At 69.1% G+C, this 17,684-nt stretch carries 17 protein-coding genes; 9 read left to right on the top strand and 8 right to left on the bottom strand.

Annotation, left to right across the window (positions count from 1 at the left end; translation table 11 throughout):
• The first annotated feature begins 124 nt into the window (after nt 1-124).
• Nucleotides 125-706, top strand: a complete 582-nt coding sequence (locus DDZ14_RS04130; protein WP_109423664.1) for a hypothetical protein — start codon at nt 125-127, stop codon at nt 704-706.
• Between the two features lie 23 nt (nt 707-729).
• On the opposite strand, the gene DDZ14_RS04125 is transcribed toward DDZ14_RS04130, so the two are convergent.
• Nucleotides 730-1,278, bottom strand: coding sequence for an ImuA family protein (locus tag DDZ14_RS04125; protein ID WP_233252475.1), 549 nt, complete (start codon nt 1,276-1,278; stop codon nt 730-732).
• 215 nt (nt 1,279-1,493) lie between these two features.
• On the opposite strand from DDZ14_RS04125, the gene DDZ14_RS04120 reads away from it, so the two are divergent.
• Nucleotides 1,494-2,537 carry an aldo/keto reductase gene (locus DDZ14_RS04120; RefSeq protein ID WP_109423663.1) on the top strand — a complete coding sequence of 348 codons (1,044 nt, stop codon included), beginning with the start codon at nt 1,494-1,496 and terminating at the stop codon, nt 2,535-2,537.
• Nucleotides 2,538-2,557: 20 nt separating this feature from the next.
• Here DDZ14_RS04120 and DDZ14_RS04115 read toward each other — a convergent pair whose 3' ends face one another.
• Nucleotides 2,558-3,538 carry a GlxA family transcriptional regulator gene (locus tag DDZ14_RS04115; protein WP_109423662.1) on the bottom strand — a complete coding sequence of 327 codons (981 nt, stop codon included), beginning with the start codon at nt 3,536-3,538 and terminating at the stop codon, nt 2,558-2,560.
• 88 nt (nt 3,539-3,626) lie between these two features.
• Here DDZ14_RS04115 and DDZ14_RS04110 point away from each other — a divergent pair, with 88 nt between their 5' ends.
• The 3 genes from DDZ14_RS04110 to DDZ14_RS04100 are packed head-to-tail and all read left to right on the top strand — an operon-like array spanning nt 3,627 to nt 6,483.
• The gene (locus DDZ14_RS04110) at nt 3,627-4,538 is read left to right on the top strand and encodes a 3-keto-5-aminohexanoate cleavage protein (RefSeq protein WP_109423661.1); all 912 of its coding nucleotides are present in this window, start codon (nt 3,627-3,629) and stop codon (nt 4,536-4,538) included.
• A complete protein-coding gene (locus tag DDZ14_RS04105; RefSeq protein ID WP_109423660.1) occupies nt 4,535-5,029 on the top strand; it encodes a lipocalin in 495 nt (164 codons plus the stop codon). The genes DDZ14_RS04110 and DDZ14_RS04105 overlap by 4 nt, the downstream gene beginning before the upstream one ends.
• A complete protein-coding gene (locus DDZ14_RS04100) occupies nt 5,026-6,483 on the top strand; it encodes a carnitine 3-dehydrogenase (protein WP_109423659.1) in 1,458 nt (485 codons plus the stop codon). The genes DDZ14_RS04105 and DDZ14_RS04100 overlap by 4 nt, the downstream gene beginning before the upstream one ends.
• Nucleotides 6,484-6,629: 146 nt before the next feature.
• On the opposite strand, the gene DDZ14_RS04095 is transcribed toward DDZ14_RS04100, so the two are convergent.
• The gene (locus tag DDZ14_RS04095) at nt 6,630-7,487 is read right to left on the bottom strand and encodes a helix-turn-helix domain-containing protein (protein WP_109423658.1); all 858 of its coding nucleotides are present in this window, start codon (nt 7,485-7,487) and stop codon (nt 6,630-6,632) included.
• 108 nt (nt 7,488-7,595) lie between these two features.
• Here DDZ14_RS04095 and DDZ14_RS04090 point away from each other — a divergent pair, with 108 nt between their 5' ends.
• Nucleotides 7,596-7,796: a DUF2061 domain-containing protein gene (locus DDZ14_RS04090; protein ID WP_109423657.1), complete on the top strand. Its 201-nt coding sequence runs from the start codon at nt 7,596-7,598 to the stop codon at nt 7,794-7,796.
• Nucleotides 7,793-8,779, top strand: coding sequence for a fatty acid desaturase (locus tag DDZ14_RS04085; RefSeq protein ID WP_109423656.1), 987 nt, complete (start codon nt 7,793-7,795; stop codon nt 8,777-8,779). The genes DDZ14_RS04090 and DDZ14_RS04085 overlap by 4 nt, the downstream gene beginning before the upstream one ends.
• Here the strand turns inward: DDZ14_RS04085 and msrB are convergent.
• Nucleotides 8,737-9,216, bottom strand: a complete 480-nt coding sequence (msrB, locus tag DDZ14_RS04080) for a peptide-methionine (R)-S-oxide reductase MsrB (protein WP_199221285.1) — start codon at nt 9,214-9,216, stop codon at nt 8,737-8,739. The genes DDZ14_RS04085 and msrB overlap by 43 nt on opposite strands.
• Before the next feature lie 127 nt (nt 9,217-9,343).
• On the opposite strand from msrB, the gene DDZ14_RS04075 reads away from it, so the two are divergent.
• Nucleotides 9,344-10,255, top strand: a complete 912-nt coding sequence (locus DDZ14_RS04075; protein ID WP_109423654.1) for a DMT family transporter — start codon at nt 9,344-9,346, stop codon at nt 10,253-10,255.
• A gap of 10 nt (nt 10,256-10,265) precedes the next feature.
• On the opposite strand, the gene DDZ14_RS04070 is transcribed toward DDZ14_RS04075, so the two are convergent.
• The 3 genes from DDZ14_RS04070 to DDZ14_RS04060 are packed head-to-tail and all read right to left on the bottom strand — an operon-like array spanning nt 10,266 to nt 14,729.
• Nucleotides 10,266-11,141, bottom strand: a complete 876-nt coding sequence (locus DDZ14_RS04070; protein ID WP_109423653.1) for a DmsC/YnfH family molybdoenzyme membrane anchor subunit — start codon at nt 11,139-11,141, stop codon at nt 10,266-10,268.
• Nucleotide 11,142: 1 nt separating this feature from the next.
• Nucleotides 11,143-11,895 carry a 4Fe-4S dicluster domain-containing protein gene (locus DDZ14_RS04065; RefSeq protein ID WP_109423652.1) on the bottom strand — a complete coding sequence of 251 codons (753 nt, stop codon included), beginning with the start codon at nt 11,893-11,895 and terminating at the stop codon, nt 11,143-11,145.
• Complete coding sequence (locus tag DDZ14_RS04060; protein WP_109423651.1) at nt 11,892-14,729, bottom strand: molybdopterin oxidoreductase family protein; 2,838 nt, start codon at nt 14,727-14,729, stop codon at nt 11,892-11,894. Before DDZ14_RS04060 ends, DDZ14_RS04065 begins: the two co-directional genes overlap by 4 nt.
• A 175-nt stretch (nt 14,730-14,904) precedes the next feature.
• Between DDZ14_RS04060 and DDZ14_RS04055 the strand changes: the two genes are divergently transcribed.
• Entirely contained in the window at nt 14,905-15,792 is an 888-nt protein-coding gene (locus DDZ14_RS04055; protein WP_109423704.1) for a phosphate acyltransferase, read from the top strand.
• Between the two features lie 41 nt (nt 15,793-15,833).
• On the opposite strand, the gene xsc is transcribed toward DDZ14_RS04055, so the two are convergent.
• The gene (gene xsc, locus DDZ14_RS04050; RefSeq protein WP_109423650.1) at nt 15,834-17,612 is read right to left on the bottom strand and encodes a sulfoacetaldehyde acetyltransferase; all 1,779 of its coding nucleotides are present in this window, start codon (nt 17,610-17,612) and stop codon (nt 15,834-15,836) included.
• Nucleotides 17,613-17,684: the final 72 nt, after the last annotated feature.

Below are 17,684 nucleotides of genomic sequence, written 5' to 3'. Positions count from 1 at the left end.
GCTGGGGTTGTGGCGGCGTGATATTGCCTCAAAACCCGTTCCGATCAAGCGAGCAACATGACGCGGATCAATGCGCGCCCGCGACGTCGGGATAGACTGGCCCGCAGATGCAAGGAGGTTGATCATGACGAAACTCCCCGAGGGCGCAAAGCCCGAACACTATATCGACACGCCCGAGGCCGTGGCGGTTTTCCATTCGGTCGAGGCCATGCAGGCGGCGATCTACGACCTGATGATCGCGGGCTTCAGCCGGTTCGACATCAGCGTTCTCGCACGCGAGGAGATACTGGAAGGGAAACTGGGCGACGCGTTCTGGCGCGCCGGGGATATGGAGGACGATCCCGATGCCCCGCGGGCGGCATTCGTCTCGGAGGAGGCGATGGGCGAGTTGGAGGGCGCGATCGCGGGCGGTTTCTTCTTCCTGGGATCGGCGATCGCCATGACCGCGATGCTGACACCGGCCAGCACGCTGGCGGCCTCGGTTGCGGCGGTCGCGATCGGCGGCAGTCCGGGGGCGGTGATCGGGTCGCTGCTGGCACGCCGGGCGGGGCGCGCGCATCGCGAGTATTACGCCAACCAGATCCGGCATGGCGGTATCCTGGTCTGGGTGCGCGCGGGCACACCCGAGAAGCAGCAGATGGCGGTCACGATCCTGGGGGGGCATTCGGGGGCGGATGTGCATGTCCATGACTGGAGCGAGGTCTGAGCGCGGCCCGGCCCGGACGGACGTCACGCCGGCGCGGTGGCGGTGTCGCGCAGCACCAGGCGGCGGCCGCGCCGCTCCACCTCCCAGGTACGGGGCGGGGCCATGCGGGCGCGGTGACGCTCCAGCCGCCAGCGGGTGGCGGCGATGCTGTGGCGCGGGGCGAGGTGCCAGCGGCTCTCCACCCCCGGCGCGCCGCCCGCACCGGGCAGCAGCAGCACGCCCAGCGGCCGCTGGGCGCCCTCCGCCGCCCCGGTCTCGCAGGCAAGCTGCAGGCGGCGCACCGGGGTCAGGCCGGGGGGCTCGGGCAGTTCCGCCACGGCCAGTGCGACCTGCCCGCTGCGCAGCACCTCCTCCATCGACCAGAGCAGGTCCTCGGGGCGTTTCGGCGTCACGTTGAGCAGCCGGGCCGGATCGATCAGCCCGCGCACCCCGTCGGGGTTGAGCCGGTCGGGTGACCAGGCGGGGCGGATCCAGACCACCGTGCCGGGCAGCGCGCGCGCCAGCATCAGCGCCAGGGTGCGCCGGGCGGGGCCGCAGAATTCATGCACCCGCGCCAGGACGAGGCCGGGCATGTCGGCCCCGGCTTCCGATCCGGCCGGGCCTTCCGTTCCGCTCCCCGCCCCGCCGACGATCGGCACGACCGGCCGCGGACGGTGCGGCGCACGGATGAGCATGAGGTCGCGTGTCATGGAACGACTCTAACGTGTTCCCTTTACGTTCTCAATATGGCTTTGACATTCCGCGCATGGATTCTAGGCTCGCCGCAAACCGAAGAAGGATACCGGCGATGCGCATGAACGAGTTGGGCCGCACCGGCCTCCAGATATCCGAATTCTGCCTGGGCACCATGACCTTCGGCACCCAGACCCCGCCCGAGGACGCCCATACCCAGATCGACATGGCGCTCGATGCCGGGATCAACATGCTCGACACGGCCGAGATGTATCCCGTCAACCCGGTCAGCGCCGAGACCGTCGGGCTGAGCGAGCGCATCATCGGCGACTGGGTGGCGAAGTCAGGCCGCCGGGACGAGTTGCTGATCGCGACCAAGGTCTCCGGGGCGGGCAACAAGGCAGTGCGGGACGGCGCGCCGGTCTCGCGCGCCACGGTGCTGGAGGCGGTGGACGGCTCGCTGTCGCGGCTGCGCTGCGATCATATCGACCTCTACCAGATCCACTGGCCGAACCGGGGCAGCTACATGTTCCGCCAAAACTGGGACTACGACCCGTCCGGGCAGGACCGTGCCGAGACGGCGGCCCATATGGCCGAGGTTGCGGAGACGCTGGCCGAGCTGGTGCAGGCGGGCAAGATCCGCCATTTCGGGCTCTCCAACGAGAGCGCCTGGGGCACGATGCAATGGCTGCGCGCGGCCGAGGCGCATGGTGCGCCGCGCGTGGCCTCGGTGCAGAACGAATATTCGCTGCTCTGCCGGCTTTACGATACCGACATGGCCGAGTTGAGCGCCAATGAGGATGTCGGTCTGCTGGCCTTCTCGCCGCTCGCGGCGGGGCTTCTGAGCGGCAAATACGCCGGCGATGTCACGCCCGAGGGCACGCGGCGCGTCTACAACCCGACGCTGGGCGGGCGCATCACGCCGCGCGTCTGGGAGGCGATCTCGGCCTATCTGGCGCTGGCGGCGGAGCACGATCTCGACCCGGTGCAGATGGCGCTGGCCTGGGCGGCGCGGCGGCCCTTCACGGCCTCGGCGATCTTCGGCGCGACGAGCGTGGCGCAGTTGCGCCGCGCGCTGGGCGCCGCGCGGCTGGACCTGCCGCCGGAGCTGCTGGCCGAGATCGACGCGACGCACCGTGCCCATCCGATGCCCTACTGATCCGGCGCGCTCGGCCGGGGTCAGCCCGAATGCACCCGCCGCAGCGCGCTGGCGGACATGCCGAAGCGGTTGCGGAAGGCGCGCGCGAAGGCCGCCTGCGAGCCGAAGCCGGTGCGCAGCGCGACCTGCTGCACCGGCAGCCCCGTGTCGAGCAGCAGGCGCCGCGCCTCCGCCAGGCGCAGCCCCAGGAAGAACGCGCCCGGCGTAGTGCCGAGCGCGCGGCGAAACCGGGTCTCCAGGTGGCGCGGGCTCAACCCCACGGCGCGGGCGATCCGGGCGATCGGCGGCGGCGCCTCCAGCGCGTCTTCCATGATCCCCACGGCGCGCGCCACCTGCGGCGCGGTCTCCGCCAGCCGCGCGCCGGGCACCAGGCTCTGCGGTGCGTGACCGGGATGGACGGTGTCGTAGATGAAGGCGCCGGCCACCCGCATCGCCAGTTCCGGCCCCTGCCGCGCGCGGATCAGATGCAGCATCATGTCGAGCGCGGGCGACGCGCCGCCGGTGGTGAAGCAGCGCCCGCTGATCGTGTAGCGGTCGCGCACCACGTCCACGGCGGGAAAGCGGGTGGCGAAAAGCTCCAGATCCTCCCAGTGCGTCGTGGCCGTGTGCCCGTCGAGCAGGCCGGCGCGGGCCAGGAACCAGCTACCGCCATCGACGCCACCCAGCCCGCGGAGATGCGGCGCGATCCGGCGCAGCCGCGCCAGCAGGGGGCGGGTTGCCTGCTCGTCCAGCCGGAAGCCCGCGACGACCACGAGGACATCGAAATCCGGCCGTTCCGGCAGGGCGGGGGCGGGAAAGGAAATGCCCGAGGTCAGCCGCACCGGCGCGCCATCGGCGGAATGTATTTGCCAGCGGTAGAGTTCCGCGCCCGCGCGCCGGTTCGCGCCGCGCAGCGGGTCCACGACCGCGGCCAGCGACAGCGTGTTGCTGTCCGACAGGACCAGGATACCGAACCGCAGCGCCGTATCCCCGGCCCGGAAGATCGAATTTTCCTTATTCATCAATTATACTTCGTAAATCGTAAAACATGGACGGGCAAGCCGCGGGATAGTCGGCGCGGATGCAGCCATGCCACGACCGGAGGACAGAATGCCGCTGACCATGAATCGCGAGGTCTTCATCACCGCAGCCGTCACCGGCTCCGGCGGCACGCAGGACCGCAGCCCGCACGTGCCCCGCTCGCCCGAGGAGATCGCGACCAGCGCGATCGAGGCGGCGCGCGCCGGGGCGGCGGTGGTCCATTGCCATGTCCGCGACCCGGAGACCGGCGCACCCTCGCGCAATCTGGCCCATTTCCGAGAAGTGACCGAGCGTATCCGCGCCGCGGATGTGGACGTGGTGCTCAACCTCACCGCCGGGATGGGCGGCGACGTGACCTTCGGGCCGACCGACGCGCCGCTGCCGCTCAGCGAGGCCGGAACCGACATGATCGGTGCGGCCGAGCGGCTGGAGCATGTGCGCCAGTGCCGGCCGGAGATCTGCACGCTCGACTGCGGCACGATGAATTTTGCCGAGGCCGATTACGTCATGGTCAACACGCCGGGAATGTTGCAGGCGATGGGTCGGATGATGACCGAGTTGGGCGTCAAGCCCGAGATCGAGGCCTTCGACACCGGCCATCTGTGGTACGCCAAACAGCTTGTCGCCGACGGTGCGCTGGAGGCCCCGGCGCTGGTGCAGCTTTGCATGGGCGTGCCCTGGGGGGCGCCGGATGATCTCAACACCTTCATGGCGATGGTGAACAACGTGCCCGCGGGCTGGACCTTCTCGGCCTTCGGGCTGGGGCGCAACCAGATGCCTTATGTCGCGGCCAGCGTGCTGGCCGGCGGGCATGTGCGCGTCGGGCTGGAGGACAACCTTTTTCTGGAGAAGGGCGTTCTGGCGACCAACGCGCAACTGGTGGAAAAGGCGGTGGGGATCATCGAGGGGTTGGGCGCTTCGGTGATCGGGCCGGATGCCGTGCGGCAGCGCCTCGGGTTGGTCAAACGGGATCCCGCGTGAGCCGCCTTTTCGGCGCGACTCTGGTCTGTCTCGGGCTCGCGCTTGCCTCCTGTGCGCCCGCGCCGGGCCCGCGCGATGCCGATGCACCCTTCGGGGCCACCACGCGTTTCGACGCGCGCGCCTTCGCGGGCGACTGGCATGAGGTCGCGCGCTTCGCCGCGCCGGGCGCGCCACTGCCGCCCTACCGCCACAGCTTCCGTCCCGTGCCGGGCGCGCTGATCCACAGTGTGTCGCTGGCCGGGCGCGAGTTGCGCCGCGAACGGCTGGTGGAAACCGGCACTGGCTGGCTGCGCCCGCCGAAGGGCGCGCCGCTCGCCGTGCTCTGGGTCGATGAGGGTTTCCGCACCGCCGTGCTGGGCACGCGCTCCGGCGACCGGCTGCTGGTGCTCGACCGTGATCCGCGCTCCGCGCCGGACCGTATGGCGGCGGCCCGCGAAATCCTGCAATGGTACGGCTATGACATGGACATGCTGAGGGAGGTTGCGCAATGAGCGTGGCGGCAATCATTGGCGGCGGGGTGATCGGCGGCGGTTGGGCCGCGCGGTTCCTGGCGGCGGGTTGGGACGTCCGGGTATTCGACCCCGACCCGGAGGCCGGGCGCAAGCTGGACGAAGTGCTGGCCAATGCGCGCCGCGCCGCGCCGGGGCTATCGGCCGTCTCCGGACCGGCTGAGGGAAAGTTGAGCCTTCACGGAACGATATCCGAGGCGGTCGCGGGGGCGGCCTGGGTCCAGGAAAGCGTGCCGGAACGGCTGGAGCTCAAGCGCAAGGTCTTCCAGCAGATACAGGCGCATGGCGACCCGGAAGCGGTGATCGGCTCTTCCACCTCGGGCTTCCGGCCCTCGCAGCTCCAGGGTTGCGCCACGCGGGCGGGGCAGATCATGGTCGCCCATCCCTTCAACCCCGTCTACCTGCTGCCGCTGGTGGAACTGGTGACGACCGACGCGAACCCCGCGCCGCTGGTCGCCTGCGCCAAGGATATCCTGTCGGAGATCGGCATGAAGCCCTTGCACCTGCGCCGCGAGATCGACGCCCATATCGCCGACCGGCTGATGGAGGCGGTCTGGCGCGAGGGGCTCTGGTTGGTCAAGGACGGGATCGCCAGCACCGAAGAAATCGACGACGCGATCCGCTTCGGCTTCGGCTTGCGCTGGGCGCAGATGGGGCTGTTCGAGACCTTCCGCATCGCCGGGGGCGAGGCCGGAATGCGCCATTTCATCGCCCAGTTCGGCCCCTGCCTGGAATGGCCCTGGACCAAGCTGATGGACGTGCCGGACCTGACCGACGAGTTGGTGGAGACGATCGCCGATCAGTCCGACGCGCAGTCGGGCGCGCATTCGATCCGGGAGCTGGAGCGCATCCGCGACAGCAATCTCGTGGCGATCATGCGGGCGCTGAAATGGGCCGACTGGGGGGTGGGCGCGTTGCTCAACGAACAGGACCGGCGGCGTGCGCCCGATCTCTCTCAGGCCGACCTGGCGCGCCCCATCCGCACGATGGAGCTGACCGTACCGCTCGACTGGACCGACTATAACGGCCACATGAACGAGGCCCGTTATCTGGAGACGTTCAGCCGCGCCTCGGACCGGTTCATGGAAATGGTCGGCGTGGATGCCGATTACGTCGCCACCGGCGGCAGCTATTTCACCACCGAGACGCATCTGCGCCATCTGGGCGAGGCCCGTGCCGGCGATCCGATCCGCGTGGAGACGACCCTTCTGGAGGGCGGCGGCAAGAAGATGCATCTCTTCCAGGAATTATATCACGCCGGGGACGGGCGGCTGCTGGCCACGGGCGAGCACATGCTGCTGCATGTCAGCCTGGAGACGCGGCGCACATCGCCCCCGGCGGACGGTGTGGCCGCAAGGCTGGCCGAGATCGCCGCGCATCACGCGAAACTGCCGCCCCCGGATGACGCGGGCCGCGGCATCGGCGCGGCGCGCTAGGCGGATTGTTCCGGTCTGCAACATTCTAGCGTAGCCTCGCCCTTTGCCCCCGCGCGGTGCGTGTCCGAATGTACAGACCACTGCGGGGGCGATCATCACCGCTCCGGTCCGTATGTTCAGGCCAGAGCTTCAGGGTCCGGACGCGCTCAGACTTCGGCGGCGAGCGCCGCCGCGTGGGCGGGGAAATCGCGCGCGTCTGTGCGGGCCTCGCGCACCAGCCCGTCGAAATGCCGGGTCAGGGTGCGCACCCGCTCTGCATCGCGGAAGACCAGGTAGTGATGGCCGACATAGATCGAGGCCATGCGCGGCCCGAAAACCGTCATCGGGGCCGAGAAGACGAGCCGCGCGTCAAAGAGGAATATCCGCAGCGTCGGGTAGAACCTGTCATGCAACTCCGCCAGCCAGGCAAGCTGGTCGCGGCGCAGCGCGGCGTCGAGTCCGCGATAATAGCCCTCCGCCCGCGCGAAACTTTCCAGTTCGTGCAGCGGGAAGGCGATCTCGTAATCGGACGTGGCCTCGCGTATCCAGGCCAGCCGATCTTCCACCGCGCCGATGGCCTGGTCGGGGGTGCGGCTGAAATGGTCGGCATATTCCCAGCGCAGCATGGCACGGGTCTTGAGCATGTCGGGCAGTGTCGTGGGCACGTGCCTAATCTTGTAGCCCGACGCCTCGCGGTGCCAGTCGATGATCTGATCGTCGATGGATGAGCGCGGCGCGTCGGTCACCGTCAGCCCGGCGCCGAACAGCTCGCCCGCCGGTTCGGGCCGTTCGGTCAGCCCCAACAGCCAGTCCGCCGACACGCCCAGCCGCGCGGCGCATTCGCCCACCACATGCGCGTTGGGCAGCCGCGTCTGCCCCTCCGCCAATAGCTGCGAGACGGTTGAGCGGTCCACGCCGATGGCGCGGGCCAGCGCGCTGCGGCTCTGGCCCTGCTCCTCCATCGCACGGGCAAGGCGGGTACGAAATAGATCGGCGCGGTCGCGTTTGTCGATTTTTGTCATCATAAGCGATTTTTAACACATTTGATGTGTTTATGTTGCGTATTTCCAGAATGGCCCGGTCGCTGTGGTGAAGCTAGGCGTGAGGGAGAATTCACCACAAGGAGGACCGGGATGGAGACGCGCCTGCGCACTGTTGTCAAAGCGATTTTCTGGAACCTGCTGGGGTTCGCCTTGATGACCTCAGTCGGGCTCGTCATGACCGGGTCGGTCAGCCTCGGCGGGACGATGGCGCTGGTCAACACCGCGACCGGGCTGGTCTGCTATCTTGTCTATGAGCGGCTCTGGGCCAACATCCGCTGGGGCCGTGCATGATCACCGCGCCCCGCGGCCGGGCCGAATGGCCGACGCTGGCGCTGTTGGCAGCCTGCTACGGGCTCTGGGGGTTGGGCACGACCGTTCTGGCGGCCTTGTCGCCGCCCTTGGCGGTGGGGCTGGTGGCGCTCTGCGTGACGCTGCACTCCTCGCTCTGCCACGAGGCGCTGCACGGCCATCCGTTCCGCGCCCGCGCGTTCAACGCGGCGCTGGTCTTCCCGGCGCTGGGGCTTTTTGTGCCCTATGCGCGGTTCCGTGACACGCATCTGGCGCATCACCGCGACGAGCGGCTGACCGATCCCTACGACGATCCGGAATCGAATTATCTGGACCCGGCTGCATGGGCACGCCTGCCGGCGGTCCTGCGGGTGCTGCTGCGGGCCAACAACACGCTGGCGGGCCGGGTCCTGATCGGCCCAGCGCTAAGTCTCGCGCGGTTTATCGCGGGTGACATCCGGCGGATCGCGCGAGGCGACGGCAGCGTCGCCGCCGCCTGGGCCTGGCACATGGCTGCGCTGCTGCCGGTCTGGCTGCGGCTGGACCTCGTCGCCGCGATGCCGCCCGCCGCGTATCTGCTGGCGGTCTATCTGGGCCACGGCATCCTCAAGATCCGCACATTTCTCGAGCACCGCGCGCATGTCTGCGTCGCCGCGCGCACGGTGATCGTGGCCGATCGCGGGCCACTGGCGCTGCTATTCCTCAACAACAACCTGCACGCCGTCCACCACGCCCATCCGGGTCTGCCCTGGTACCGGCTGCCCGCGCGCCACGCCGTGGACGCCCAAGGCTACCTGGCGCGCAATGGCGGCTATTTCTACCGCTCATATGCCGCGGTGATCCGGCGTTATCTGTTTCGCGCGAAGGATCCGGTTGCCCATCCGCTCCGCCCGGCGCCGGAGCCGGCGCTGCAACACCCAGCGGGGGCAGCCGGGGCGGGTTGTCAGGCCGGCGTGAAGGTCAGCGCCAGCGCATTGAGGCAATGACGCTTGCCGGTGGGCGGCGGGCCGTCGTCGAAGACATGGCCAAGATGCCCGCCGCAGCGGCGGCAATGCACCTCGGTTCGCGTGTAGATCAGGAAATTGTCCTCCGAATAGCCGACCGCGCCCTCCAGCGGCGCCCAGAAACTGGGCCAGCCGGTGCCGCTGTCGTACTTCGTCTCCGAAGAATACACCGGCAGATCGCAGCCCGCGCAATGGTAGAGCCCCGCGCGGTTTTCCTTCAGCAGGTCGGAGCTCTCTCCCATCAGGCTGTTGGAAAAGGCGCGCTCCGTCTCGGCCTCGCGCAGGATGGCGAATTGCGCGGGGGTCAGCCGCTCACGCCATTCGGCTTCGGTCAGCGTGATCTCGTACTCCGCCGCGCGGCCGCGCGTGCCTAGGCCCAGCGCGGCGGCGGCGCTTGCCAGAAAGAGGCGTCGGTCGATCATGTCTGTCCTCCGGTCGGTGTCCGTTACGCCTTAATGGTGTCCGTTACGCCTTAATATAGTTCGGCGCGGCCGCACGTGTATCACAATCGCTCGACAGCCCCGTAGGTGCGTGCCAAGAGATCGCATGGCGCTCTGGATACCGGTCACGATCGCCGCGGCGTTCCTTCAGAACCTGCGGTTCATGCTGCAAAAGCATCTCAAGGCCACGCGGCTTTCGACCGCTGGGGCGACTTTCGCGCGCTTCGCCTATGGCGCGCCGATGGCGGCGCTGTTGGTGGCCGCGCTGATCTGGGCGCGGGGCGACTCGCTGCCGCAGACCGGGGCGCGGTTCTGGATCATGGCGATGACCGGCGGAACGGCGCAGATCCTGGCCACGATGTGCGTGGTGGCGCTCTTCGCGGCACGGAATTTCACCGTGGGCATCACGCTGAAGAAGACCGAGACGGTGCAGACCGCGCTGGTGGGCTTCGTGGTGTTGGGCGAGACCGTCGGACCGGGCGCCTGGCTCGCGATCGCGCTGGGTTTCGTGGGTGTCGTGCTGCTCTCCGATCCGCCGGCGCGGCGGCCGGGCGTGCCGCTCTGGCGGCGGGTCTTCAATCGCGCGGCGGGCTTGGGCCTGGCCTCGGGTGCGCTGTTCGGCGTCTCGGCCATCGGCTATCGCGGGGCGTCGCTGTCACTTTCCGACGGCGATGCGCTCTTGCGCGCGGCGGTGACGCTGGCCTGCGTCTCGGCCGCGCAGGCGGTGGCGATGGCGCTCTGGCTTTTGTGGCGCGAACCGGGTGAGGTCGCGCGTGTCTTCCGCCACTGGCGGGTGACATCGGCGGTGGGCGCGCTCAGCATCGCAGGCAGTCTGGGCTGGTTCACGGCCTTCACGCTGGAGAACGCGGCCCATGTCAAGGCACTGGGCCAGATTGAACTGGTCTTCACCGCGCTCGCCTCCTGGCTGGTTTTCCGCGAACGCTCCACCGGGCGCGAGGTCGCCGGCATCGCGCTGGTGGTGCTGAGCGTGCTGGTGCTGGTGCTGGTCGAGGGCTGAGGGCCGGCCTTCAGCGCCGCCCGTAATACAGCCCGACCACATGCTCGGCCTCCGCGAAAAAGAGCCAGCGCCCCGCCAGGACACCTCCCAGATGGAGGAGCACCGCGATCCCGGCGGCAAGATGCCCAGACGGTAGCGCGGAGAGCAGGAAGGCTGGCAGCAGGCATCCGGCGGCCAGCGAGATCAGGCGCAGCCGCTCGGCGTGGCGGCGGCCCACCACATGGACCATCTCCCGCAAGAGGTAGTTGCGGCCGGTATGCGGCGGCTCCAGAAGGCGCACGCGGCCCATGCGCCCGAGCCCGGTTGCGGTCTCGGCGGTGGTGCCTGCCTCGCGGAAGCGGATATCGCCCTTGCGCCAGTGATATATCTGCACGCCCCCCAGCGCCAGCAGCAGGAGCGCCGCTACATAGGTCTGCGCGGCCAGAAGCGCGCCGCCCGCCAGCGCGTGGAGCACGAAGAGGGCGGGTGTGGTCCAGTGATGCCAGCGCGGAACGGCCCGGATCTGGGCATAGATCATGGAGGTCGCCAGCACCGTCGCCAGGGCCAGCGCCGCGACCAGCCAGCCCAGCCCTGCCAGCCGCATGTCGTAGAGCCAGAGCTCCGCCGCATAGGGGGCGAATGCCGCTAGGGTCGCCACCGAAAGCACGCCCTCGCGCGACAGCCAACTCGACCGCCACTGGCTGAACGCCTTGAGCGCGCGTTCCGGGTGGCGCAGATGGAAGGTCGAGGCCACGAGCCCGCCGCCCGCCAGACCGCAGGCCAGTGCAGCGAAGGCGAAGGCCGTCCAGCCGGTGACGCCGGGAAAGCCCAGCCCCATCCAGATCATCAGCCCGAAACCCAGACCCGAAAGGGTGGTGAAAAGGATAATCGACGGTGCGGGATGCATGTCAGAGCCGACCCAGCGCCCGGTCGAGCCAGCCCAGGAAGCCACCGGGCTCCGCCACCGGCTCCAGTAGCGGGGCGAGCACGTCGATCTCGCCATCGGGTGCTTGGTCGGCCTTGGGCCGCGGCGGCAGGTACTTGTTGACCGGCGCGGTCCCCTGTTCGGGCATCAGGTCCATCCCGTCGCGCGCCGCCACAAGCTGGCTGACGGCGCTTTCCGGGTCGGCCAGATCGCCGAAATGCCGCGCGCCGGCGGGGCAGGTGCGCACGCAGGCGGGCACGCGGTCCTCCTCGGGCAGGTTGTCGTTGTAGATGCGGTCCACGCAGAGCGTGCATTTCTTCATCACGCCTTCCGCCGCATCCATCTCGCGCGCGCCGTAGGGGCAGGCCCAGGCGCAGAGCCCGCAGCCGATGCAATCGCTCTCGTTCACCAGCACGATCCCATCCTCGACCCGCTTGTAGCTGGCCCCGGTGGGGCAGACCGTCACGCAGGGCGCGTCAGTGCAGTGCAGGCAGGATTTCGGGAAATGCACCACCGCTACGGGGCCCGCATCCGGCGTGACCTCGAATGTGTGGATACGGTTCAGGAAGCTGCCCTCGGGCGCGGCCCCGTAGGCGTCCATGTCCGAGAGTGGCGCGCCGTATTGTTCGGTGTTCCAGCCCTTGCACGCGACGACGCAGGCATGGCAGCCGACGCAGGTATCCAGGTCGATCACCAGACCGAGCGCGCGCTCGGTTTTCTCCGGCAGGCTGGTCATTCGGTTCCCCCGCGCCGGACGTTGCGGGGCGCGGGCCCGACGGGCGAGGCCACGGGCGGGAAGACCGGGCGGCACTCCTCGGGGGGCGGGTCGGCCCGCGCAATGCGGACGCGCAGATCGTACCAGGCGGCCTGACCCGTCACCGGATCGGAATTGGCCCATCTGAGCCCGTCGCCCTTCGGTGGCAGCAACTCGTGGATCAGGTGGTTGAGCAGGAAGCCCTCGCGAGCCTCCGGCGCGTCCTCCGACAAGGCCCAGGCGCCCTTGCGCTTGCCGATCGCGTTCCAGGTCCAGACCGTGTGCGGGTTGAGCGCATCCATCCGCGCGACCGGCACGGTGATGGTGCCGTGCGGCGAGGTCACCTCGGCCCAATCGCCCTCCTCCAACCCGTGCTCTGCCATGAGCCGTCCGTGCATGTAGAGCGGGTTGCGCCCGTGGATCTGGCGCAGCCAGGCGTTTTGGCTGCCCCAACTGTGATACATCGCCATCGGACGCTGGGTGAGCGCGTGGAGTGGATAGTCCGCGTCGGTCGCGGCGTCCTCCGAGAAGGGCGGATACCAGATCGGCAGCGGGTCCATCGCCTGCGCGATCCGGTCGCGCAGATGCTCCGGCGGGCGGTGGCGGCCCAGCCCCTCGGCGGCGCGCTGGAAGCGGCGCATCGGTTCGACATAGAGGTTGAAGACATAGGGCGCGGGCTTGTCCACCAATCCGGTCTTCACCGCCCAGTCCTGATAGGCGCGGTTCCAGGGCTTGAAGTAATGCGCCTCTTCCGGGATATGGGCCAGCCAGAAGCCGCCATTCTCGATATATCTCTCGATCTGGCGCGGATTGGGCGCGCCACGGCCGTGGCTTTCACCCTCCGCACCGCGCCAACCCGCCAGCGGGCCGACGCCGGGCCGGCGTTCGTGGTGGACCATGTAATCGGCATAGTCGGCAAAGGCCGGCGCGCCATCTTCGGTCACCATGCCAGGCAGGCCGAGCCGGGCGCCGAGATCGAGCAGCACGGACTGGAAGCCGCGCACCCCGGCATGGCCGGGCCGTTCGGGTTCGACCACGGGCCAGCGGATCGCGTCGGCGGCGGCCTCGGCCTCGCAGATCGGGCGGTCCAGCAGCGAGATGCAGTCATGCCGTTCCAGATAGGTCGTGTCGGGCAGGATCAGGTCGGCATAGGCGACCATCTCGGAGGCATAGGCATCCGAATAGATGATCCGCGGTATCACATAGTCGCCGGTCTCGTCGGTATCGGTGAGCATCCGCATCACCTGGGCTGTATTCATCGAGGAGTTCCACGCCATGTTCGCCATATAGAGAAACAGCGTGTCGATCCGGTATGGATCCCCGGCATGGGCGTTGGAGATGACCATGTGCATCAGCCCATGCGCCGAGAGCGGGTTTTCCCAGGTGAATGCCTTGTCGATCCGCGCGGGCGCGCCTTCCGGCGTCAGGGCCAGGTCGTCGGGGCTCATCGGATAGCCCAGATGCGGGCCGTCGAGCGGCGTGCCCGGACGGGTGCGGCAATGCGGGCGGGGATGGGCCTCGGGCGGCTTGGGGTAGGGCGGCTTGAAGCGGAACCCGCCCGGCGTCTCGACGCTGCCGAGCAGGATTTGCAGCATGTGCAGCGCGCGGCAGGTCTGGAAGCCGTTGGAATGGGCGGAGATGCCGCGCATCGCGTGGAAGCTCACCGGGCGGCCGCGCATCACTGCGTGGCGCTCGCCCTTCCAGTCGGTCCAAGGGCGTTCGATGACGATCTCTTCCTCGAAGGCCACGCGGGCCAGTTCCGCCGCGATGCGCCGGATGCGCGCGGCCGGAACGCCGCAGCGCGCCGCCACCGCGTCGGGCGCATGGGCCGGGTCGAGATAGCGCTCGGCCATAAGCTGGAAGACCGGGCGATAGGCCATACCGCCTGTCTCCAGCCCGTTGGCCAGATCCGGCCGGATGCCGGGCGTGTCCCAGAGCACCGCGCGGCCCGTGGCGCGGTCGCGCACCAGCGGCCGACCCTCGTCGTCGCGCAGGAACAGGCCGCGATCCTCCGATCCGGGGTCGCAATTCACCAGGAATGGGGCGTTGGTGTAGCGGATAAGGTAATCGAGGTCGATGCGCCCCGCGCGCATCAGCTCATGCACCAGCGCCAGGATGAAGAGCCCGTCCGTGCCCGGCGTGATCCCCACCCATTCGTCGGCCACCGCGTTGTAGACCGAGCGCACGGGGTTCACGCCGATGATCTTGGCGCCGCGCGCCTTGAGCCGCCCGAGACCCATCTTGATCGGGTTGCTGTCGTGATCCTCGGCCACGCCGAAGAGCATGAAGAGCTTCGTGCGCTCCCAGTCGGGCTGGCCGAATTCCCAGAAGGCGCCGCCCATCGTGTAGATGCCCGCCGCCGCCATGTTGACCGAACAGAAGCCGCCATGCGCGGCATAGTTGGGCGTTCCGAAGGACTGCGCCCACCAACTCGTGAAGCTCTGCGACTGGTCGCGTCCGGTGAAGAAGGCGAGCTTCTCGGGCGCGGTCTCGCGGATCGGTTTCAGCCAGTCCGTGGCGGTTTTCAGCGCCTCGTCCCAGCTGATTTCCTCGAACTGGCCGGAGCCACGCGGGCCGACACGGCGCAGCGGCGCGCGCAGCCGCGCCGGCGAAAGGTGCTGCATGATCCCCGCCGACCCCTTGGCGCAGAGCACACCCCGGTTCACCGGGTGGTCGCGGTTGCCCTCGATATAGCGCACCGCGCCGTCCTTCATGTGCACATTGATGCCGCAGCGGCAGGCGCACATGTAGCAACTCGTCCGCCGGATCTCGTCGGTGACCGGCGGCGAAGTGTCGAGGCGGGGTTGCTGGCCCATCTGGTTGTTCTCGATCCTTGATCCTGTACGGGAAAGCTAAACGGATTCCGGCAGGTTCCGCGAACGGTTTTTTCGCTTCTCCGGATCGTCTGGAACAAGGGTTCCGTCCGGCGCGCCGCGGCGCCGGGGCTTGACGGCGGCGTCCGGCCCGGCAGTCTGGCGGGGGAGGATGGATATGGACGTGATCGGGGAGGCAATGGCGCGGGCGCGGGGGCGGGGCGCGCGGGTGATCTTCGCGGAGTCCGAAGAGCCGCGGGTCGCGGCCGCCGTCACGCGGCTGGCGGGCGAGGGGCTGGCCATCCCCGTCATCGTCCCGGTCCCGCCTCCCACAGAGGTCGAGATCGCGGCGGTGCGGGCGCTGCGGCCGGACATGCCCGCGCCGCGCGCCGCGCGGATGCTGGCGCGGCCGCTCTTTCGCGCCGGCGCGATGCTGGCCGCCGGACAGGCCGACGCGATGGTCGCGGGCGCTACCGTGCCCACGCGCCGGGTGATCGAGGCCGCCGGGATGACGGTGGGCCCCGCGCCGGGGGTCGGGCTGGTTTCCAGCGCCTTCCTGATGTGCCTTCCGGACGGCCGGGCGCTGGTCTTCGCCGATTGCGCGCTCAACGTGGCGCCCGATGCGGCGGGTCTGGCCGATATCGCGCGCACCTCGGCGCGCACGGCCACCGCGCTGCTGGGCCAGGCGCGTGTGGCGATGCTGTCCTTTTCCACCGGCGCGTCGGGAAGCGGCGCCAGCGTCGATGTCGTGCGAGCCGCCGCCGAGGCTTTGCGGACCGAGGGGTGCGATGTCACTGGGCCTGTGCAGGCCGATGCGGCGCTCAACCCGGCCATCGCGGCGCTCAAGGGGCTGCCGGGCGGCGGCGGGGCGAATGTGCTGGTCTTCCCGTCGCTCGATGCGGGCAATATCGGGTACAAGCTGGTGCAGGAACTCGCGGGCGCGCAGGCGGTCGGCCCGCTCCTGCAGGGGTTCGCCCGGCCGGTCTGCGACCTGTCGCGGGGCGCAAGCGTGGACGACATCGTGGCCGCCACGGTGCTGACGCTGGCGCTGGGCGGCGTGACATAGCCGCTCGCCCGCGGGGCTGGAGACCGGGGCATGGCGGTCGATCAGGCGCCGGTCTGCGGGCGCATGTCGGCGGCGTCGATTCCGGCCACGGCGACCGGCTTCTTCATCGCGTCGCGGCGGAAGGGCTCGCCCAGTTCCTGATTGATCAGCGCCTCGATCAGCGTGGTTTTGCCATGCTCCATCTGGTCGGTGATGGCGGTTGCCAGCGCCCTGGTCAGCTCCTCCATGTTGCGGGCCTGCACGCCTTTCAGGCCGCAGGCCGTGGCAATCCCCGCATAGCTCACATCGTCGTCAAGCTCGGTGCCGACGAAATTGTCGTCATACCAGAGCGTCGAGTTCCGCTTCTCCGCGCCCCACTGGTAGTTGCGGAAGACGACCATCGTGATCGCAGGCCATTCGGGGCGTCCGATGGCCGTCATTTCCGTCACCGCGATGCCGAAAGCGCCGTCGCCCGCGAACCCAACCACAGGGGTGTCCGGGCAGCCGATCTTGGCGCCGACGATGGCTGGCAGGCCATAGCCGCAGGGTCCGAAGAGGCCCGGCGCCAGATATTTGCGGCCCGCCTCGAACGCGGGATAGGCGTTGCCGATGGCGCAATTGTTGCCGATGTCGGAGCTGATGATCGCCTCGCGCGGCAGTGCCGCCTGGATCGCCCGCCAGGCCATGCGCGGGCTCATCCAGTCGGGCTTGTCGGCGCGGGCGCGGGCGTTCCAGGTGGTTCCCGGATCGTCCTCCTCGTGGTCCATGCTGGAGAGCTGCTGCGCCCAGGCGGATTTAGTCCGTGCGATCAGCGCCTTGCGCTCGTCGCGGCCGGCGTCCCCGGCTTCGTCCGAGAGCCGCGCGAGGATCTGGCGCGCCACCTTGCTCGCATCCCCCACGATACCCACGCTGACCGTCTTGGTCAGGCCGATCCGGTCGGGATTGATATCGACCTGGATCACCTTTGCGCCCTTCGGCCAGTAGTCCATGCCATAACCCGGCAGGGTCGAGAACGGGTTGAGCCGGGTGCCGAGCGCCAGCACCACATCGGCCTGCGCGATGAGTTCCATCCCTGCCTTCGAGCCGTTAAAGCCCAGCGGCCCGGCAGCCAGCGGGTGCGAGCCTGGAAAGGCGTCGTTGTGCTGGTAGCCGCAGCACACCGGCGCATCCAGCCGTTCGGCCAGCGCGATCGTGTCGGGGATCGCGCCTGCCAGCACCACGCCCGCACCGTTAAGGATCACCGGGAACCGGGCATCGGATAGCAGCTTCGCGGCCTCGCCGATGGCCGCCTCGCCGCCGGCGGGCCGCTCGAACTCGACCATTGCGGGCAGGTCGACGTCGATCACCTGGGTCCAGAAATCGCGCGGCATGTTGATCTGCGCTGGCGCGCTGGCGCGCCGGGCGTTCTGTATCACGCGGTTGAGCACTTCGGCCACGCGGGTGGGGTCGCGCACCTCCTCCTGATAGGCGACCATGTCCTGAAAGAGCGCCATCTGCTCGACCTCCTGGAATCCGCCTTGGCCGATGGTCTTGTTGGCGGCCTGGGGCGTGACCAGCAGCAGCGGCGTGTGGTTCCAGTAGGCGGTCTTTACCGGCGTCACGAAATTCGTGATGCCCGGCCCGTTCTGGGCGATCATCATGCACATCCTGCCGCTGGCGCGGGTGAACCCGTCGGCCATCATTCCGCCAGCGCCTTCATGCGCGCAGTCCCAGAAGGTGATCCCGGCCTTCGGAAACAGGTCCGAGATCGGCATGAAGGCCGAGCCGATGATGCCGAAGGCGTTGTCGATGCCGTGCATCTGGAGGGTTTTGACGAAGGCTTCCTCGGTGGTCATTTTCATGATGCGTCTCCTCCGGTCCGCGGCGCGCCGGGCGCCGCCCTTCCCCGAGTTATGGGGGAGCCACGCCTGCCG

Origin of the sequence: Maritimibacter sp. 55A14, from assembly GCF_003122205.1 — a bacterium.
In the GTDB taxonomy this organism is placed as follows: Bacteria; Pseudomonadota; Alphaproteobacteria; order Rhodobacterales; family Rhodobacteraceae; genus QEYE01.
Note: the sequence above shows the minus strand (reverse complement) of the source record. Positions and strands in the feature narration are given on the sequence as shown.